Annotated in this window: 16 protein-coding genes and 1 other RNA gene; 9 read left to right on the plus strand and 8 right to left on the minus strand. The window is 49.2% G+C overall.

Features of this window, described 5'->3' with window-relative positions; genetic code table 11:
* Positions 1–108: 108 nt before the first annotated feature.
* Both ssrA and smpB read right to left on the minus strand, forming a co-directional pair.
* Positions 109–473, minus strand: a transfer-messenger RNA (tmRNA) gene (gene ssrA / locus H2P46_RS07695).
* Between the two features lie 44 nt (positions 474–517).
* The gene (gene smpB, locus H2P46_RS07700; protein WP_193404556.1) at positions 518–1,000 is read right to left on the minus strand and encodes an SsrA-binding protein SmpB; all 483 of its coding nucleotides are present in this window, start codon (positions 998–1,000) and stop codon (positions 518–520) included.
* A gap of 158 nt (positions 1,001–1,158) precedes the next feature.
* Between smpB and H2P46_RS07705 the strand changes: the two genes are divergently transcribed.
* The gene (locus tag H2P46_RS07705; RefSeq protein ID WP_193404557.1) at positions 1,159–1,593 is read left to right on the plus strand and encodes a type II toxin-antitoxin system RatA family toxin; all 435 of its coding nucleotides are present in this window, start codon (positions 1,159–1,161) and stop codon (positions 1,591–1,593) included.
* Entirely contained in the window at positions 1,586–1,876 is a 291-nt protein-coding gene (locus tag H2P46_RS07710) for an RnfH family protein (RefSeq protein ID WP_193404558.1), read from the plus strand. Before H2P46_RS07705 ends, H2P46_RS07710 begins: the two co-directional genes overlap by 8 nt.
* 76 nt (positions 1,877–1,952) lie before the next feature.
* On the opposite strand, the gene bamE is transcribed toward H2P46_RS07710, so the two are convergent.
* From bamE to nadK, 3 genes are all read right to left on the minus strand, one after another.
* Positions 1,953–2,300 (minus strand): outer membrane protein assembly factor BamE, encoded by a 348-nt coding sequence (gene bamE, locus H2P46_RS07715; protein ID WP_193404559.1) that lies wholly within the window; start codon positions 2,298–2,300, stop codon positions 1,953–1,955.
* Positions 2,301–2,488: 188 nt separating this feature from the next.
* Complete coding sequence (gene recN / locus H2P46_RS07720; RefSeq protein WP_193404560.1) at positions 2,489–4,150, minus strand: DNA repair protein RecN; 1,662 nt, start codon at positions 4,148–4,150, stop codon at positions 2,489–2,491.
* Positions 4,151–4,234: 84 nt separating this feature from the next.
* The gene (nadK, locus tag H2P46_RS07725; protein WP_193404561.1) at positions 4,235–5,113 is read right to left on the minus strand and encodes an NAD(+) kinase; all 879 of its coding nucleotides are present in this window, start codon (positions 5,111–5,113) and stop codon (positions 4,235–4,237) included.
* A gap of 122 nt (positions 5,114–5,235) precedes the next feature.
* On the opposite strand from nadK, the gene grpE reads away from it, so the two are divergent.
* On the plus strand, positions 5,236–5,817 hold the full coding sequence (gene grpE / locus H2P46_RS07730; protein ID WP_193404562.1) for a nucleotide exchange factor GrpE: 582 nt from the start codon (positions 5,236–5,238) through the stop codon (positions 5,815–5,817).
* A gap of 57 nt (positions 5,818–5,874) precedes the next feature.
* Here grpE and ung read toward each other — a convergent pair whose 3' ends face one another.
* Positions 5,875–6,555: a uracil-DNA glycosylase gene (gene ung, locus H2P46_RS07735; protein WP_193404563.1), complete on the minus strand. Its 681-nt coding sequence runs from the start codon at positions 6,553–6,555 to the stop codon at positions 5,875–5,877.
* A gap of 261 nt (positions 6,556–6,816) precedes the next feature.
* Here ung and grcA point away from each other — a divergent pair, with 261 nt between their 5' ends.
* On the plus strand, positions 6,817–7,200 hold the full coding sequence (grcA, locus tag H2P46_RS07740; protein WP_193404564.1) for an autonomous glycyl radical cofactor GrcA: 384 nt from the start codon (positions 6,817–6,819) through the stop codon (positions 7,198–7,200).
* A gap of 228 nt (positions 7,201–7,428) precedes the next feature.
* Here grcA and srmB read toward each other — a convergent pair whose 3' ends face one another.
* Positions 7,429–8,757, minus strand: coding sequence for an ATP-dependent RNA helicase SrmB (gene srmB, locus H2P46_RS07745; RefSeq protein WP_193404565.1), 1,329 nt, complete (start codon positions 8,755–8,757; stop codon positions 7,429–7,431).
* A 164-nt stretch (positions 8,758–8,921) separates the two neighbouring features.
* Here srmB and trmN point away from each other — a divergent pair, with 164 nt between their 5' ends.
* Positions 8,922–9,671 carry a tRNA(1)(Val) (adenine(37)-N(6))-methyltransferase TrmN gene (gene trmN, locus H2P46_RS07750; RefSeq protein ID WP_193404566.1) on the plus strand — a complete coding sequence of 250 codons (750 nt, stop codon included), beginning with the start codon at positions 8,922–8,924 and terminating at the stop codon, positions 9,669–9,671.
* Here trmN and nadB read toward each other — a convergent pair.
* On the minus strand, positions 9,656–11,317 hold the full coding sequence (gene nadB / locus H2P46_RS07755) for an L-aspartate oxidase (RefSeq protein WP_193404567.1): 1,662 nt from the start codon (positions 11,315–11,317) through the stop codon (positions 9,656–9,658). The two genes, trmN and nadB, sit on opposite strands and share 16 nt — an antisense overlap.
* 375 nt (positions 11,318–11,692) lie before the next feature.
* Between nadB and rpoE the strand changes: the two genes are divergently transcribed.
* Genes rpoE through rseC form a run of 4 tightly spaced genes read left to right on the plus strand, consistent with a single transcriptional unit; the run spans position 11,693 to position 14,369 of the window.
* Positions 11,693–12,271: an RNA polymerase sigma factor RpoE gene (rpoE, locus tag H2P46_RS07760; RefSeq protein WP_193404568.1), complete on the plus strand. Its 579-nt coding sequence runs from the start codon at positions 11,693–11,695 to the stop codon at positions 12,269–12,271.
* Between the two features lie 27 nt (positions 12,272–12,298).
* Entirely contained in the window at positions 12,299–12,952 is a 654-nt protein-coding gene (gene rseA / locus H2P46_RS07765) for an anti-sigma-E factor RseA (RefSeq protein WP_193404569.1), read from the plus strand.
* On the plus strand, positions 12,952–13,908 hold the full coding sequence (gene rseB / locus H2P46_RS07770; RefSeq protein WP_193404570.1) for a sigma-E factor regulatory protein RseB: 957 nt from the start codon (positions 12,952–12,954) through the stop codon (positions 13,906–13,908). The genes rseA and rseB overlap by 1 nt, the downstream gene beginning before the upstream one ends.
* Positions 13,905–14,369, plus strand: coding sequence for a SoxR-reducing system protein RseC (rseC, locus tag H2P46_RS07775; RefSeq protein ID WP_193404571.1), 465 nt, complete (start codon positions 13,905–13,907; stop codon positions 14,367–14,369). Before rseB ends, rseC begins: the two co-directional genes overlap by 4 nt.
* The last annotated feature ends 147 nt before the right edge of the window (positions 14,370–14,516 follow it).

Here is a 14,516-nt window from a genome sequence, read left to right on the forward strand (position 1 = left end):
AGGCGGATCGTCTCGGAAGGTTACAGACACAAAAAAGCCCGCAGGGCTTGTGCCGTGCGGGCTTTCAGGACTTCTACGGATGACTCTGGAATCATCTTCGAAGGATTTTGGTGGAGCTGGCGGGAGTTGAACCCGCGTCCGAAATTCCTACATCCTCGGTACTACATGCTTAGTCCAGTTTTTACATTCGCCAGCCAGCTGCGAACGGACACGCCACTGACAAACTAGCCTGATTAGTTTTAACGCTTCAACCCCAGGCAGGGCATCCACGCGATCTCTTTTGGGTTTGACCTCTCTTGATCCCCGTCCTAAGAGCGGAGGCTAGGGAGAGAGGGCTCTAAGCAGGTTATTAAGCTGCTAGTGCGTAGTTTTCGTCGTTTGCGACTATTTTTTTGCGGCTTTTTAACGAGGCCTACCGCACCTCGGCATGCACCATGGGTTTCGCGAATCCCGTCGAATCCAGAATCAGCCCCAAGAACTTCTTATATTAGCAAAAAAGAACAGCCCAATCCAGCGTTTAACGGCTAGAGTTTTTCATGATACGCGCTTTGTCCATCTGCCATTCACGATCTTTAATATCTGCGCGTTTATCATGCTCTTTCTTACCGCGTGCCACCCCAATTTTGAGTTTGCACCAGGCATTTTTCCAGTACAAAGACAGCGCAACGATGGTGTAGCCTTCACGGTTAACACGACCGTACAGGGAATCGAGTTCGCGCTGATTCAGTAACAGCTTACGGTTGCGAGTAGGATCGCAAACCACATGGCTTGAGGCAACGGCCAGCGGCTGAAAGGTTGAACCGAACAGATACGCTTCGCCATCACGCAGCAGGATATAACTGTCGCTGATGTTAGCCTTACCGGCGCGGAGTGATTTTACTTCCCATCCTTGCAGCGCCATGCCGGCTTCGAACTCCTCTTCAATGAAGTATTCGTGACGGGCGCGCTTGTTGAGAGCAACGGTGGCAGAACCGGGTTTGTGTGATTTTTTCTTTGTCATAGTGGGGCGTACTTTACATCACTTGGTCGGTTATCGCATCCCCAGTCCAGCGGGGGGTCAGGAAACAGGGTATTCTAGCACACCCCAATACCGAGGAATTTTTGTTTAATCGCTGAAAATGCTATTATTTAGCGGTTTTGTGACGAACAGGAACCATTATGGCTCAGATTAGTCGTTCGGCGCTGGTGCCTTTCAGTGCCGGGCAGATGTACCAACTTGTAAACGATGTGGATGCCTACCCTCAATTTCTGCCGGGCTGTACCGGCAGCCGCGTTCTGGATGCGTCAGAAAATCAAATGACGGCATCTGTTGATGTGTCGAAAGCGGGTATCAGTAAAACCTTCACCACGCGTAATACGCTGACCGATAACCAGAGCATTCATATGCAGTTGGTGGACGGGCCGTTTCGTAAATTAACTGGCGGTTGGCGCTTTGTCTCGCTGGGCGATGATGCCTGTAAAGTAGAATTAAGCCTGGAATTTGAATTTACTAACATGTTGGTAGAAATGGCTTTTGGACGTATCTTCAAAGAGTTAGCTAACAGCATGGTCCAGGCTTTCACACAGCGCGCCAAAGAGGTTTACCGTGCCTGACATTTCCGTTGAGGTGGTTTACGCGTTGCCCGAAAAGCAGTATCAGCGCTATGTTACGGTAGAGCAGGGCAGCACAATTGAGCAAGCCATCGAAGCGTCAGGGATACTTGAACTACGCAAGGAAATTGATCTCAGCAGCAATAAGGTAGGCATTTATAGTCGGCCTGTAAAGCTGAGCGACAGGGTGGAAGAAGGCGATCGAATTGAGATTTACCGCCCTCTGATTGCCGATCCCAAAGAGTTGCGCCGTCAACGCGCCGAGCGAGCAAGCAGCAAAAAATAGTCACTTGAACGCAAGCTGGCTCAAATACAGAGAAAAAAGGCGCGAGAGGCGCCTTTTTATGGACTGTGGCCTGAGATTACCCGTTCGTCTTGGTTAAACTCGGCTTGTTATCAATATTCGTGAGCACGCCATTACTGTCGAAGTTAAGCGTTAAAGTCTGCTGTGTTATAGCTTCGTGTCCGGGTTCCTGCCGGAAAATGTAGTACCAAACGTTGCTGCCGAAAGGATCTTTCATCATCGGCGTACCGAGCGTGTAAGCAACCTGCTGCTGAGTCATGCCGGTGTGAATCTTGGCCACATCATTGGCAACCAGGTAATTTCCCTGATTAATATCTGGTCGATAAACCACGCGCTCTAAAGTGGAACATCCGGCGGTCATCATTAACATTACCACTGCCGCGGCAGTCAGCGTTTTACAGCGCATCTATACATTCCTTTTCTGGGGCTAAACGCCTTTCAACAGGCTGTTTTCTTGCCATCAAAATCTGAACTCTGCTTGCGGCAGGCTTTATTACTTTGGCGACATAAGGTGCCGATGATAATAAACCTTTACGCTATTGGGAACCTTTACAGAGCATGCATATGACCGCGCTGTGTTAAAAAAGTGCCTTCTCAGGCGGCTAAAAGTTCTTTAGCGTTGGCAAGCGTGTTACGTGTGACTTCACTGCCGCCGAGTAAACGCGCCAGTTCTTGCAGACGTGCACGCTTGTCTAAGGGCTGCATATGCGTTTCCGTCATCGCGCCATCAGTGTCTTTGCTGACAAAGAAATGTTGATGACCACAGCCAGCTACCTGTGGCAAGTGCGTAACGCACATGACCTGAGTGGATTCGCCTAACTGACGTAACAACCTGCCAACCACAGCGGCGGTTGGGCCGCTAATACCCACATCCACTTCGTCGAAAATCATGGCTGGCGTTTCCATTTTCTTTGCGGTGATAACCTGAATGGCCAGTGCGATACGTGACAGTTCACCGCCAGAAGCCACTTTGCCCAGCGACTGCAAAGGCTGGCCCGGATTGGTCGTGACCTGGAAATCAACACGGCTGGCACCTTCTGCCGTTAGCTGGTCAGGATTAAACATTAACTCAATTGTAAAACGACCGTGGGGCATTGACAGCATATGCATGCTTTGCGTAATCAGCAGTTGTAATTCATGCGCAAAAGTCACGCGCTGTTGATGCAACTGTTCTGCGCTATGCAGTGCTGCCTGATAGTGTCCGGTCACTAAATTTTGTAAGCTTTCCTGATCGCTTTCCTGCTGTGAAAGCAGCTCCGCTTCTGCCAGCAATCGCTGATGCAACTCAGGCAAGCCTTCCGGCGTGACATGATGTTTGCGTGCCAGCGCAATCTGGCGTGAAATACGCTTCTCTAGTTCATATAAACGGTTTGGGTCAAGCTCAAGACTCTCGCAATAATGACGTAATTCATCACTGGCTTCGCTTAACTGTATGGCCGCCTCTTCAAGCAGATTTGATACGCTAGCGACTTTATCATCGAGAGTGACCAGCTCTGACAGCATCTGACGTGCGCTGTACAGTAAACTGTTTAGGTTGGTTTCATCGCTGTCAGCTAAGAGTTGCAACGCTTGTTGGCTGGTAGAAAGAAGCTGGCCGCTGTTAGCCAGCCGCTTGTACTCTTCGTCAATTTGCTCATATTCACCCGACTGAGGCGCAAACTCGTTCAGCTCTTTTAGTTGATAATGGAGCAGCTCACGACGCGCTTCCCGCTCCTGGGCCTGTTGCTGATGTTGTGCCAGTGTCCGACAGCTTTGATGCCAGGTTTGATAATGTTCGCGCATACGCTGTAGCAGCTCATCATGACCTGCATAGGCATCTAAAAGGTGTTTTTGGTGATCGGCTTTAAGCAACAGCTGGTGAGCATGCTGACCGTGAATCTGGATCAGTAATTGCCCTAGATCGCGCAGCTGAGAAAGGGGAACGGCTGTGCCGTTAATAAAACCGCGTGAACGTCCATCAGCGCTGATAACGCGGCGCAGCAGGCATTCATTGCAATCATCAAGGTGATTTTCTTTTAGCCAATGCTGTGCAGAAGGCGAGAACTTTAACTGGAAGCGGGCACATAGATCAGCACGGCTGGCGCCCTGCCGCACCATATCGACTTCAGCACGCCCGCCAAGGCATAAACTCAGTGCATCAATCGCAATGGACTTACCCGCGCCGGTTTCACCAGTAATTGCTGTCATACCACGTTGAAAATCAATGTCGAGCTCACGAACGATAGCGAAATTACTGATGGTCAGTTGTGCCAGCATAGAATCACCTGTATAGAAAAACAGATATGGTTTTCTATACAGTATAAACTGGTTTTTTATCCAGTAAAGAGGGCGTGCGGATTTTTAGAATAATTTTTTTGACCAGCCCAGTTTAGAACTCAGTGTGTTGAAATAGCTGTAGTTTTTAGGATGGATCAAGTTGAGATGGTTTTCGCTGCGCCGAATTAATACCTCTTCTCCTTCCTGAATCGGTAAAGCAATTTGGCTGTCACAGCTAATTTCGAGATCGCTGCGTCGCGAAGAAAAACGCAGGCGGATGGTACTGCTGCTGTTTATCACCAGAGGACGGGCCGATAAGGTATGCGGAAACATTGGCACTAAAACGATAGCATCCAGCGAAGGGGTTAATATCGGACCACCAGCAGATAGTGAGTAGGCGGTAGAACCGGTGGGTGTTGAGATAATCAGGCCATCTGAGCGTTGTGAAAAGGCGAAGGTTTCATCGATATATACTTCAAATTCAATCATATGCGCGACTTTGCCGGGATGAAGAACGACTTCATTGATCGCGCTACCAATGCGGGGAGAACACGCTTCCCGGCATACCTGCGCTTCCAGCAAAAAACGGCTTTCTACAAAGTAATCGCCCTGTAACACTTCATCCAGTTGCTGTTGCGCATTATCAGGGTCAAGATCGGTCAGGAATCCCAGGTTGCCGCGGTTGATACCAATCACTTTAATATCATAACGCGCCAGTACGCGCGCTGCGCCCAGCATGTTGCCATCACCGCCTACCACAACGGCCAGATCGGCTTGCTGCCCAATCTCTGCAAGCGTACCGGTTTGCGCATCGTGTAATGAAAGTTCCTGCGCGATTTGCTTCTCGATGATCACTTGATAACCTTTGGCTGTCAGCCAACGCCAAAGCATTTCATGCGTTGTAAGCGCAGTAGGATGACGTGGATGACCCACAATACCAATGCAGTTAAAGTGTTTGTTCATGTAGTGGGTGTTCCTCATAAGCCAAAACGGCAAGGCAATGTGATGGGTTCCCTTGAAACCGCTAAACCGATCCCCATAATAAGCCAACCAGCGAAATGAATGTGCAAAACGCGGAGAAATTCATGAGTAGTAAAGAACAGAACACCCCGAACGAGCAAGTCTCAGATGAAATTCAGCAGGATCAGCAGCAACCACAGGAAGCGGAGACAGCAACTGAGGTGGATCCGCGTGATGAGCGTATCGCCCAACTCGAAGCTGAATTAGCGCAATCTCAGTCTGGCGTCCGTGATGCGCAACTGCGAGCGCAAGCCGAGATTGAGAATATTCGTCGTCGTGCTGAGATGGATGTGGAGAAAGCGCACAAATTTGCGTTAGAAAAATTTGCTAACGAACTGCTGCCAGTGATTGACAGTCTTGAACGTGCGCTGGAAGTGGCGAATAAAGAAGATGAGCAGCTGGCGTCAATGATTGAAGGCATCGAACTCACACTAAAATCGCTGCTGGGTGCGGTGCGTAAATTTGGTGTGGAAGTGGTCGGTGAAACTGGCGTTCCGTTCAATCCGGAAGTGCATCAGGCTATGTCGATGATGGAATCTGACGACTTCGCGCCGAATCATGTGATGTTAGTGATGCAGCGCGGCTATACCCTAAACGGTCGCCTGTTACGTCCGGCGATGGTGGCGGTAGCCAAAGCGAAAGGCTGAACTAACACCTGACGTTTACCATACGGCCGCGCATTAACGCGGCCGTTGACCGATCAGCTATTCGGGTAGAACCGGCGTCCAGTCAATGGGTGCTTTTCCTGCTTCGCTGAGAATAGCATTCGTTTTTGAGAAATGCTGACAGCCTAAAAAGCCCCGATGTGCTGACAGCGGAGAAGGGTGCGGTGCCGTCAAAACATGATGACGCTGGCGATCGATAATATTTCCTTTTTTCTGCGCATGCGAACCCCACAATAAAAAGATCACGCCTTCCCGGTGTTGGTTAATTGCCGCAATAACGTTATCTGTAAACGTTTCCCAGCCAAAACGAGCGTGTGAATGCGCTTTGCCTGCTTCAACGGTCAAAACGGTATTTAACAACATCACACCTTGTCTGGCCCAGCTTTCAAGAAATCCATGATTAGGTTTTACAAAGTCAGGAATATCCTGCTGTAGCTCTTTATAGATATTCTGCAAAGAAGGGGGGATCTGTACACCCGGCAATACTGAAAATGCAAGGCCATGCGCCTGTTTCGGGCCGTGATAAGGATCTTGCCCGAGGATAACGACTTTAATATCGCCCAGTTCGGTTAAGCGAAAAGCGTTGAAAACATCTTTTTGCGGCGGGTAAACCGTTACTCCTGCTGCACGTTCATCGGCAACCAGTTTTAACGTCTCTACGAAATACGGTTTCTCTTTTTCTTCGGCCAGCACGTCGTGCCAGGTTAGCTTTTCGGCCATGCTTAACTCCCTAAAAAAACACTTTTACTAAGCTTAGCTGTTCTGAGATAAGAGCTGAAGCGTAAATATTTTTTAAAATCACAACAGAAGTTAAGTTGACAGACGGCTGTAAATCAACGGGATACAGAAGATCATGATCATCAGCTAAACGGAATTGATTCAGGTCAACACCTGGCCAGATTCCAAATGTTATACCAACGCTTCAACTTAAATTATTTACTGCGTTGGCAAGAGCTGATGCATTGCCGTGGAGGCTCAATCATGATTACCGGAATCCAGATTACTCAAACCAATAATTCAGCGCTCCTCAACTCTTTCTGGTTGCTGGACGAGGAGAAAGCAGAAGCGCGCTCTTTGTGCGCAAAAGCGGGTTATAAGGAAGATCAGGTTGTAGCGATAAAAGAGTTAGGCGAATTTGCGTATCGTGAAGTGCCGTTAGAAATGAAACCACAGGTACATGTAGAAGGTGGCCAGCATTTAAACGTGAACGTATTGAGCCGTGAGACCCTTGAGGACGCAGTTAAACATCCAGAGAACTATCCGCAACTGACCATCCGCGTTTCTGGTTACGCTGTGCGTTTTAATGCGCTGACACCGGAACAGCAGCGTGACGTAATTACCCGCACTTTTACAGAAAGCATGTAAAATAAAAGGTGTCAGATGCTTTTGAGAGTTTGCTGAAAAAAAGACAAGACTTGCGCAGCATATTTTTTCAATTTAATTAAGCAGATATATCTATACCGTGAAAATCTAACCAGCACCTGTTTACACTTTCGGCAGTTAGCACTTCACGTTATGCTTAATGCGCTATTAACTCACGCTGAAATAAAAAAATCGTCCCGCAACAGGCGATTTTTTTGTATGACTGATGATTTATCCTGCTTTATCGGAGGATGTCGCCGTACCGCTTGGCTTGCGGCGTTTACCGATATTTTTCGTGTCGCGGTGACGCTTTTTAACCCGTGGTTTTTCAGATTCTTTTTCTTTCTTTTCTGACCGCTTCGCAAGGGCTTTTTTCGAGGGTTTACCGGTCACTTTAGCGCTGGGTGCACGCGTTGAAGGGCGCAGTTCATCAATGGTACGAACTTTTATTGGCTCGTTGACGTACCGGGTAATCTTACCCAGTAATATGTGGTCGTGTGATTCAACCAGTGATATAGCCGTGCCTTTACGTCCAGCACGTGCGGTACGGCCAATACGGTGCAAATACGTGTCTGCGGTACGAGGCATATCGAAGTTAAACACGTGGCTGACATCATCAACGTCAATACCGCGCGCTGCCACATCGGTGGCCACCAATACGTTTACTCGCCCATCGATCAGGCGTTTTAGCGCTTCATTACGCTTTGCCTGCACCATTTCGCCTTCAAGATAGCTGCTACGAATCCCCGCCTCGTGCAGCCAACTGACCAATTCATGCAGGCGCTCGCGCTTACGTACAAAAACAATTGAACGCGTTGCTTCTGGCTGCTTCAGCAAATGGACTAACAGTTTGGTCTTGTGCTCCAGATCGTCAGCACGGTAATACCATTGTTGAATTTTTTTACGCTCGCGGCGGCTTGGATCAGCCTCAAGTTCGACCGGCTCATTCAGCAAACGCTCAGCGAAACTTTTAATATTCTCGCCTTCCAGCGTCGCGGAAAACAGGAGTGTCTGTTTGCGCCAGCGCGTCTCGCCCGCGATAGTTTCAATATCCTGTGCAAACCCCATATCTAACATGCGGTCTGCTTCATCAAGGATCAGCGTTTCCACTGCGCGGCAGTCAAAATTTTCTTCTTTGATGTACTGCAGTAAACGGCCAGTAGTTGCAACAACCACATCCTGGTTCTCACTGAACACTTCGGCATGGTTCATATAGGCAACCCCGCCGGTGATAGTCGCGATGTCGAGATGCGTATGTTTCGCCAGTTCGCGCGCCTGGTCGGCTACCTGCATAGCAAGTTCACGCGTTGGCGTTAAAATCAAAATACGCGGCGGGCCTGATTTTTTGCGTGGAAAGTCGAGCAAATGTTGCAACGCCGGTAACAGATACGCAGCGGTTTTCCCTGTCCCGGTAGGTGCCGAACCCAACACGTCGCGGCCCTCCAGCGCGGGCGGAATGGCAGCGGCCTGGATCGCCGTCGGGCGAACGAAGCCTTTCTCCTGCAGCGCTTCTAGCAGGCTTTCATCGAGTTCGAGTTCGGAAAATGTGGTTACGGTCATGGTCTACCTCAGTTTGGGGCGCTGATTATAGACAGATCAGACATAATCTTCATCTGTTAATCCACATCCGCAGCATCGGGCATCGTCTGTCGCGTGAATTCAAGACCACGCCACGTTACACTGATGCGCTGTTGTATGGCAGAAAAAATGAATGGTAGCAGAGAATGATGCAGGACAAGCCGCACGGCCGGCCACAGTTAAAGAAGAATGGTTTTACTTTTAAGCAGTTTTTTGTCGCGCACGATCGCTGTGCGATGAAAGTTGGCACCGACGGCATTTTATTAGGGGCGTGGGCGCCTGTCGCCAATGTAAAACGCATTTTAGATATTGGCTGTGGAAGCGGATTAATTGCGTTAATGCTGGCTCAACGCACGGCAGAAACGGTGCAGATCGATGCAGTTGAACTGGATGCGCAAGCCGCCCAGCAGGCATTTGAAAACGTGCAGCAATCGCCCTGGCCAACGCGTATTCATATTCACCAGCAGGATATTGCCACCTGGGCAGAAAATAACGAGCAGCGTTATTCATTGATTGTCAGTAATCCTCCTTATTTTACGCCCGGCGTAGCCTGCTCCAGTCCTGAACGTGATAGCGCGCGTTCTACTTCTACGCTCGACCATCAAACCTTGTTGAGCAGCGCAGCGCTATTAATTGAAGAAGAAGGATTTTTTTGTATCGTGCTGCCTGAAACGGTAGGGCAGGCGTTTATTGAGCTGGCGTTAGAGGCGGGATGGCATTTACGTTTCCGCTTTGATGTGGCGGAATATGCGAATCGCCTGCCTCATCGCGTACTGTTAGGTTTTTCACCCAGCGCAGGAGAAACAGTGCTGGAGCGTCTCGCCATCCGCGCTGAGGATACCCGCTATTCAGAAAACTGGTGCAGCCTGACGCGCGATTTTTACCTGTTCATGTGATGATCAGGGATCAAGATCGTCGGTAACGCTTCCGGCAATAAATCGGGATAGTCACGGGTGAAGTGCAAACCGCGGCTCTCTTTTCGTTCCAGCGCACAACGCACCATTAACTCAGCAACCTGAACCAGGTTGCGCAATTCCAGTAAGTTATTGGACAGACGGAAGTGGGCGTAATACTCATCAATTTCTTGCTGTAGCAGTTTAATGCGACGCAGCGCTCGTTCGAGACGCTTAGTCGTCCGCACGATGCCCATATAATCCCACATAAACAGCCGTAACTCATGCCAGTTATGTTGAATCACAACCCGCTCATCCGCATCATCTACACGGCTTTCATCCCAGATGGGCAACATTTCAACCGCTTCTGTGTCAGGTAGCGTATGGATTAAATCTTCAGCCGCTGACCAGCCATAAACTAAACATTCCAGCAAGGAGTTCGATGCCATGCGATTAGCACCGTGCAAGCCGGTATAGCTCACCTCGCCAATCGCATATAAGCCTTTCACATCAGTACGCCCTTGCTGATCAACCACGACGCCGCCGCAGGTGTAATGTGCTGCGGGAACAATGGGAATCGCATCTTTGGTCAGATCAAAACCAAAGGTCAGCAACTTTTCGTAAATAGTTGGAAAATGAGCGCGAATAAATTCCCTGGGCTGGTGGCTAATATCCAGATACATACAGTCCATACCCAGCCGTTTCATCTCATGATCGATAGCGCGGGCCACTATATCACGCGGCGCTAATTCACCTCGCCCATCAAAATCAGGCATAAAGCGCGTGCCATCAGGCCGAACCAGCCACGCTCCCTCACCGCGCAGCGCCTCTGTTAACAGGAAGTTTTGCGCTTGTGGATGAAATAAGCAGGTCGGATGGAACTGATTAAATTCAAGATTGGCAACACGACAGCCCGCGCGCCAGGCCATTGCAATGCCATCGCCGGACGCAATATCGGGATTGGTGGTGTATTGATAAACTTTTGCCGCACCGCCCGTTGCCAGCACCACCGCCCGTGCGCAGCAGGTTTCAACCTGTTCACGATTACGGTTCCAGATCCACGCGCCAACTACTCGACGTGGGCCAGGTAAACCGAGCTTGTCAGAAAGAATCAGATCAACCGCGTTGGTGCGTTCGAGAATGCGAATATTGGGATGATTTAAGGCCAGGCTAACTAAGGTGGTTTCAACTTCACGCCCGGTAGCATCAGCGCTGTGCAGAATACGACGATGGCTATGGCCGCCTTCTCGCGTCAGGTGATAACGCATTTCACCCGCGGCCTGCGGATCAAGATCAAAGGCCACGCCACTGTCAATCAGCCATTGCACGCAGTGTCGGGCATTGCTGGCGATAAACGACACAGTTTCCCGATCACATAAACCGGCTCCGGCGATCAATGTGTCTTCAATATGTGAATCGATGCTGTCGGTTTCATCAAAAACTGCCGCGATGCCACCCTGCGCATATAACGTTGATCCTTCGTTAACCTGTGCTTTGCTCAATACGATGACCTGATAATGCTGAGCTAATCGTAACGCCAGCGACAATCCTGCTGCGCCGCTGCCTACAATCATGACATCGCACTGATAATCAGGAAGTGAATTCATTTTCATAATGTTTAATTTACTAAACAAGAATGGGTCGAGCATAAGCGCTACACTTAATTCTGTGAAGTATTTTGAACAAATAATCGACGCGGGAGAGTGCTTTTTTGGTAAATGATTTTTATTTCAGTAAGTTAAATTCGAGCGGCTTAAGCAAGCTTTTTAAGCCACGCTTATTTGCGGGTAAGGATTTAAAGATGAAAAAGCCGTTGTCATGAGTTACTCTGCCAGCGATTCAGGCTCTGTGATAGTGAACGATACCAAACAGGCTGTTTTACCTGCAGCGGAGCGGTAAAAATCAGGGCGATAAGTGAACTTAACGCCACATCGCAACTCTAAGTGCATGCTTGCTCAGAATAATGAGATGTGCTGGCAGTTCCTTTACGCATTAGAAATGAATTTGGGGAGATATTACCTCGGATGAGCGAGCAGTTAACGGATCAGATCCTCGTTGAACGGGTTCAGAAAGGAGATCAAAAGGCTTTCAATTTACTGGTGATTCGTTACCAGCATAAAGTGGCGAGCCTAGTTTCACGCTATGTTCCGTCGGGCGATGTACCTGACGTAGTTCAGGAGTCTTTCATTAAAGCTTACCGCGCGCTGGATTCGTTCCGGGGCGATAGCGCCTTTTATACCTGGCTTTATCGAATTGCGGTCAATACCGCTAAAAATTATCTGGTTGCGCAGGGGCGTCGTCCGCCATCAAGCGATGTGGATGCGATTGATGCAGAAAATTTCGAAAGTGCGGGTGCACTAAAAGAAATTTCGAACCCTGAGAACTTAATGTTGTCAGAAGAACTGAAACAAATCGTCTTTCGTACCATTGAGGCGCTTCCTGAAGATTTGCGTATGGCAATCACTCTCAGGGAACTGGACGGGCTGAGTTACGAAGAAATTGCCGCCATCATGGATTGCCCGGTAGGTACTGTTCGTTCACGTATCTTCCGTGCACGAGAGGCTATTGATAATAAAGTTCAACCGCTTATCCAACGTCAGTGATAACGGCTACTGGAAGGGTATTTAGGCATGCAGAAAGAAAAACTTTCCGCTTTAATGGATGGTGAGACGCTTGATAACGAGCTTTTTTCCGCGTTATCAAAAGATGCAGATCTGCAGAAAAGCTGGGAAAGCTATCATTTGATCCGCGATACCCTGCGCGGCGATGTTGGCGATACTTTGCATTTCGATATTTCTGCGCGCGTAGCTGCTGCCATCGAACAAGAGCCGCTGCGTAAAGTCACTACGCTGATTCCTGAAGCGCAGCCAGAACCGTCTCGCTGGGAAAAAATGCCATTCTGGCGTAAAGCGCGGCCCTGGGCAGCGCAACTGACGCAGGTTGGCGTTGCGGCTTGTGTTTCTCTGGCGGTCATCGTTGGTGTTCAGCATTACAATCAACCTAACGGCAGTAACGTTGAATCCTCGGATTCTCCGGTTTTTAATACCTTACCAATGATGGGAAAAGCATCGCCAGTGAGTTTAGGCGTACCCTCTGATGCTTTTGATACCAATAGCGCGAATCAGCAGGTTCAGGAGCAGCGTCGTCGTGTAAACGCTATGCTGCAGGATTATGAACTTCAGCGCCGTTTACATGCTGATCAATTGCAGTTTGAATCAGATGTGCCTAAACAAGCGCAGGCAGATGTTCCCGGCAATCAGTCCTTAGGAATTCAACAGCAGTAATGAAGCAGCTTTGGTGCGCCGTTAGCCTGCTGGCAGGCAGCCTGCTTTGGTCCTCTACCGCCCCGGCGCAAACGTCTGCGTCTGGGGCGTTGTTACAGAAGATGGAGCAGGCAAGCCAGAACCTCAATTACGAATTTGCTTACATCAATATTTCCCGTATTGGCATTGAGTCGCTGCGTTATCGCCACGCTGTGGTTGATAACCGGGTATTTGCACAATTGTTGCAGATGGATGGTCCACGCCGTGAAGTTATTCAGCGTGGCAGCGATATTAGCTATTTTGAACCCGGTCTCGACCCTTTCTCATTGCCTGGCAACCATATTATTGATGCACTGCCGTCAGTGATTTTTGCCAACTTCGCAAAACTTGCCAGTACTTACGAATTTATTACCGTTGGGCGTTCCCGTATTGCCGATCAGATGTGCGATGTGCTGCGCATTGTATCGCGCGATGGCACCCGCTACAGCTATGTTGTGTGGCTGGATGTAGATACTAAACTACCGCTGCGTATTGATTTATTGGATCGCGATGGTGAAACGCTTGAGCAATTCAGAGTAATCAGCTTTGCCGTTGATGAAGGCGTGCGCAACTTAATGCAGGGCTTAGAAAAAGCCAATCTGCCGCCCACCTTATCGGTGCCAAAAGACGACAAGATCACGCTAACCTGGCAACCTGGTTGGTTACCCGCTGGCATGTCATTAGTATCTCAAAATCGTCGCGATATTCCGACCATGAACAAAGGTATGGAGACGCGCCTCTACAGCGATGGCTTGTTTAGTTTTGCGATTAATATTACCCCGGCGGATAAAAGCAGCACTACACAGACATTGCGCACTGGACGTCGTACCGTACAAACGATTTTGCGTAATAATAATGAAATTACGGTCGTTGGAGAGTTACCCCCCTCGACAGCAAAACGCATTGCGGACAGCATCGATTTAAGGTCACAAAAATGATGAGAGAGTGGGCCACAGTGGTGGCATGGCAGGATGGTATTGCTACGCTGCATACTGAAGCGAAAACTTCTTGCAACAGCTGCTCGGCGCGCAAAGGCTGTGGCAGCCATATGCTGAATAAGCTTGGCCCAAAAGACGCGCATGTGATGCAGATTGCCAGCAGCAAGCCATTGGCGCCCGGTCAGCGTATTGAGCTGGGTATCAAAGAAAGCAGCCTGCTTGGTTCGGCGTTACTGGTTTATATGACGCCGCTGTTTGGCCTGTTTCTGTTTGCTGGCATTTTTCAGGCATTTTTCCATAGCGATCTGGCAGCAGCCTGTGGTGCGTTGTTAGGTGGTATAGGTGGATTTATTGTCGCGAAAGGCGTATCGATGAAATTTGGCGATCGCGAAACCTTCCAGCCGGTCATTCTCAACGTCGCTTTACCACCTGATGCGCTGCGCGTTGAAAGCGAAGCGTAATTCTCACTCAGGCCGCGCTGTGATTGTGGCCTTCGTTATGTTCCCTTCTCGCCACAAACTGTTGTGATTCCACTACGTTCCATTCTTTTATGCGCGGCATTAACAGTGTAATATGCGTCGTCATTAATGAGGCTGACAGGATTGTGG

The organism is Mixta mediterraneensis, assembly GCF_014946725.1.
GTDB lineage: Bacteria > Pseudomonadota > Gammaproteobacteria > Enterobacterales > Enterobacteriaceae > Pantoea > Pantoea mediterraneensis.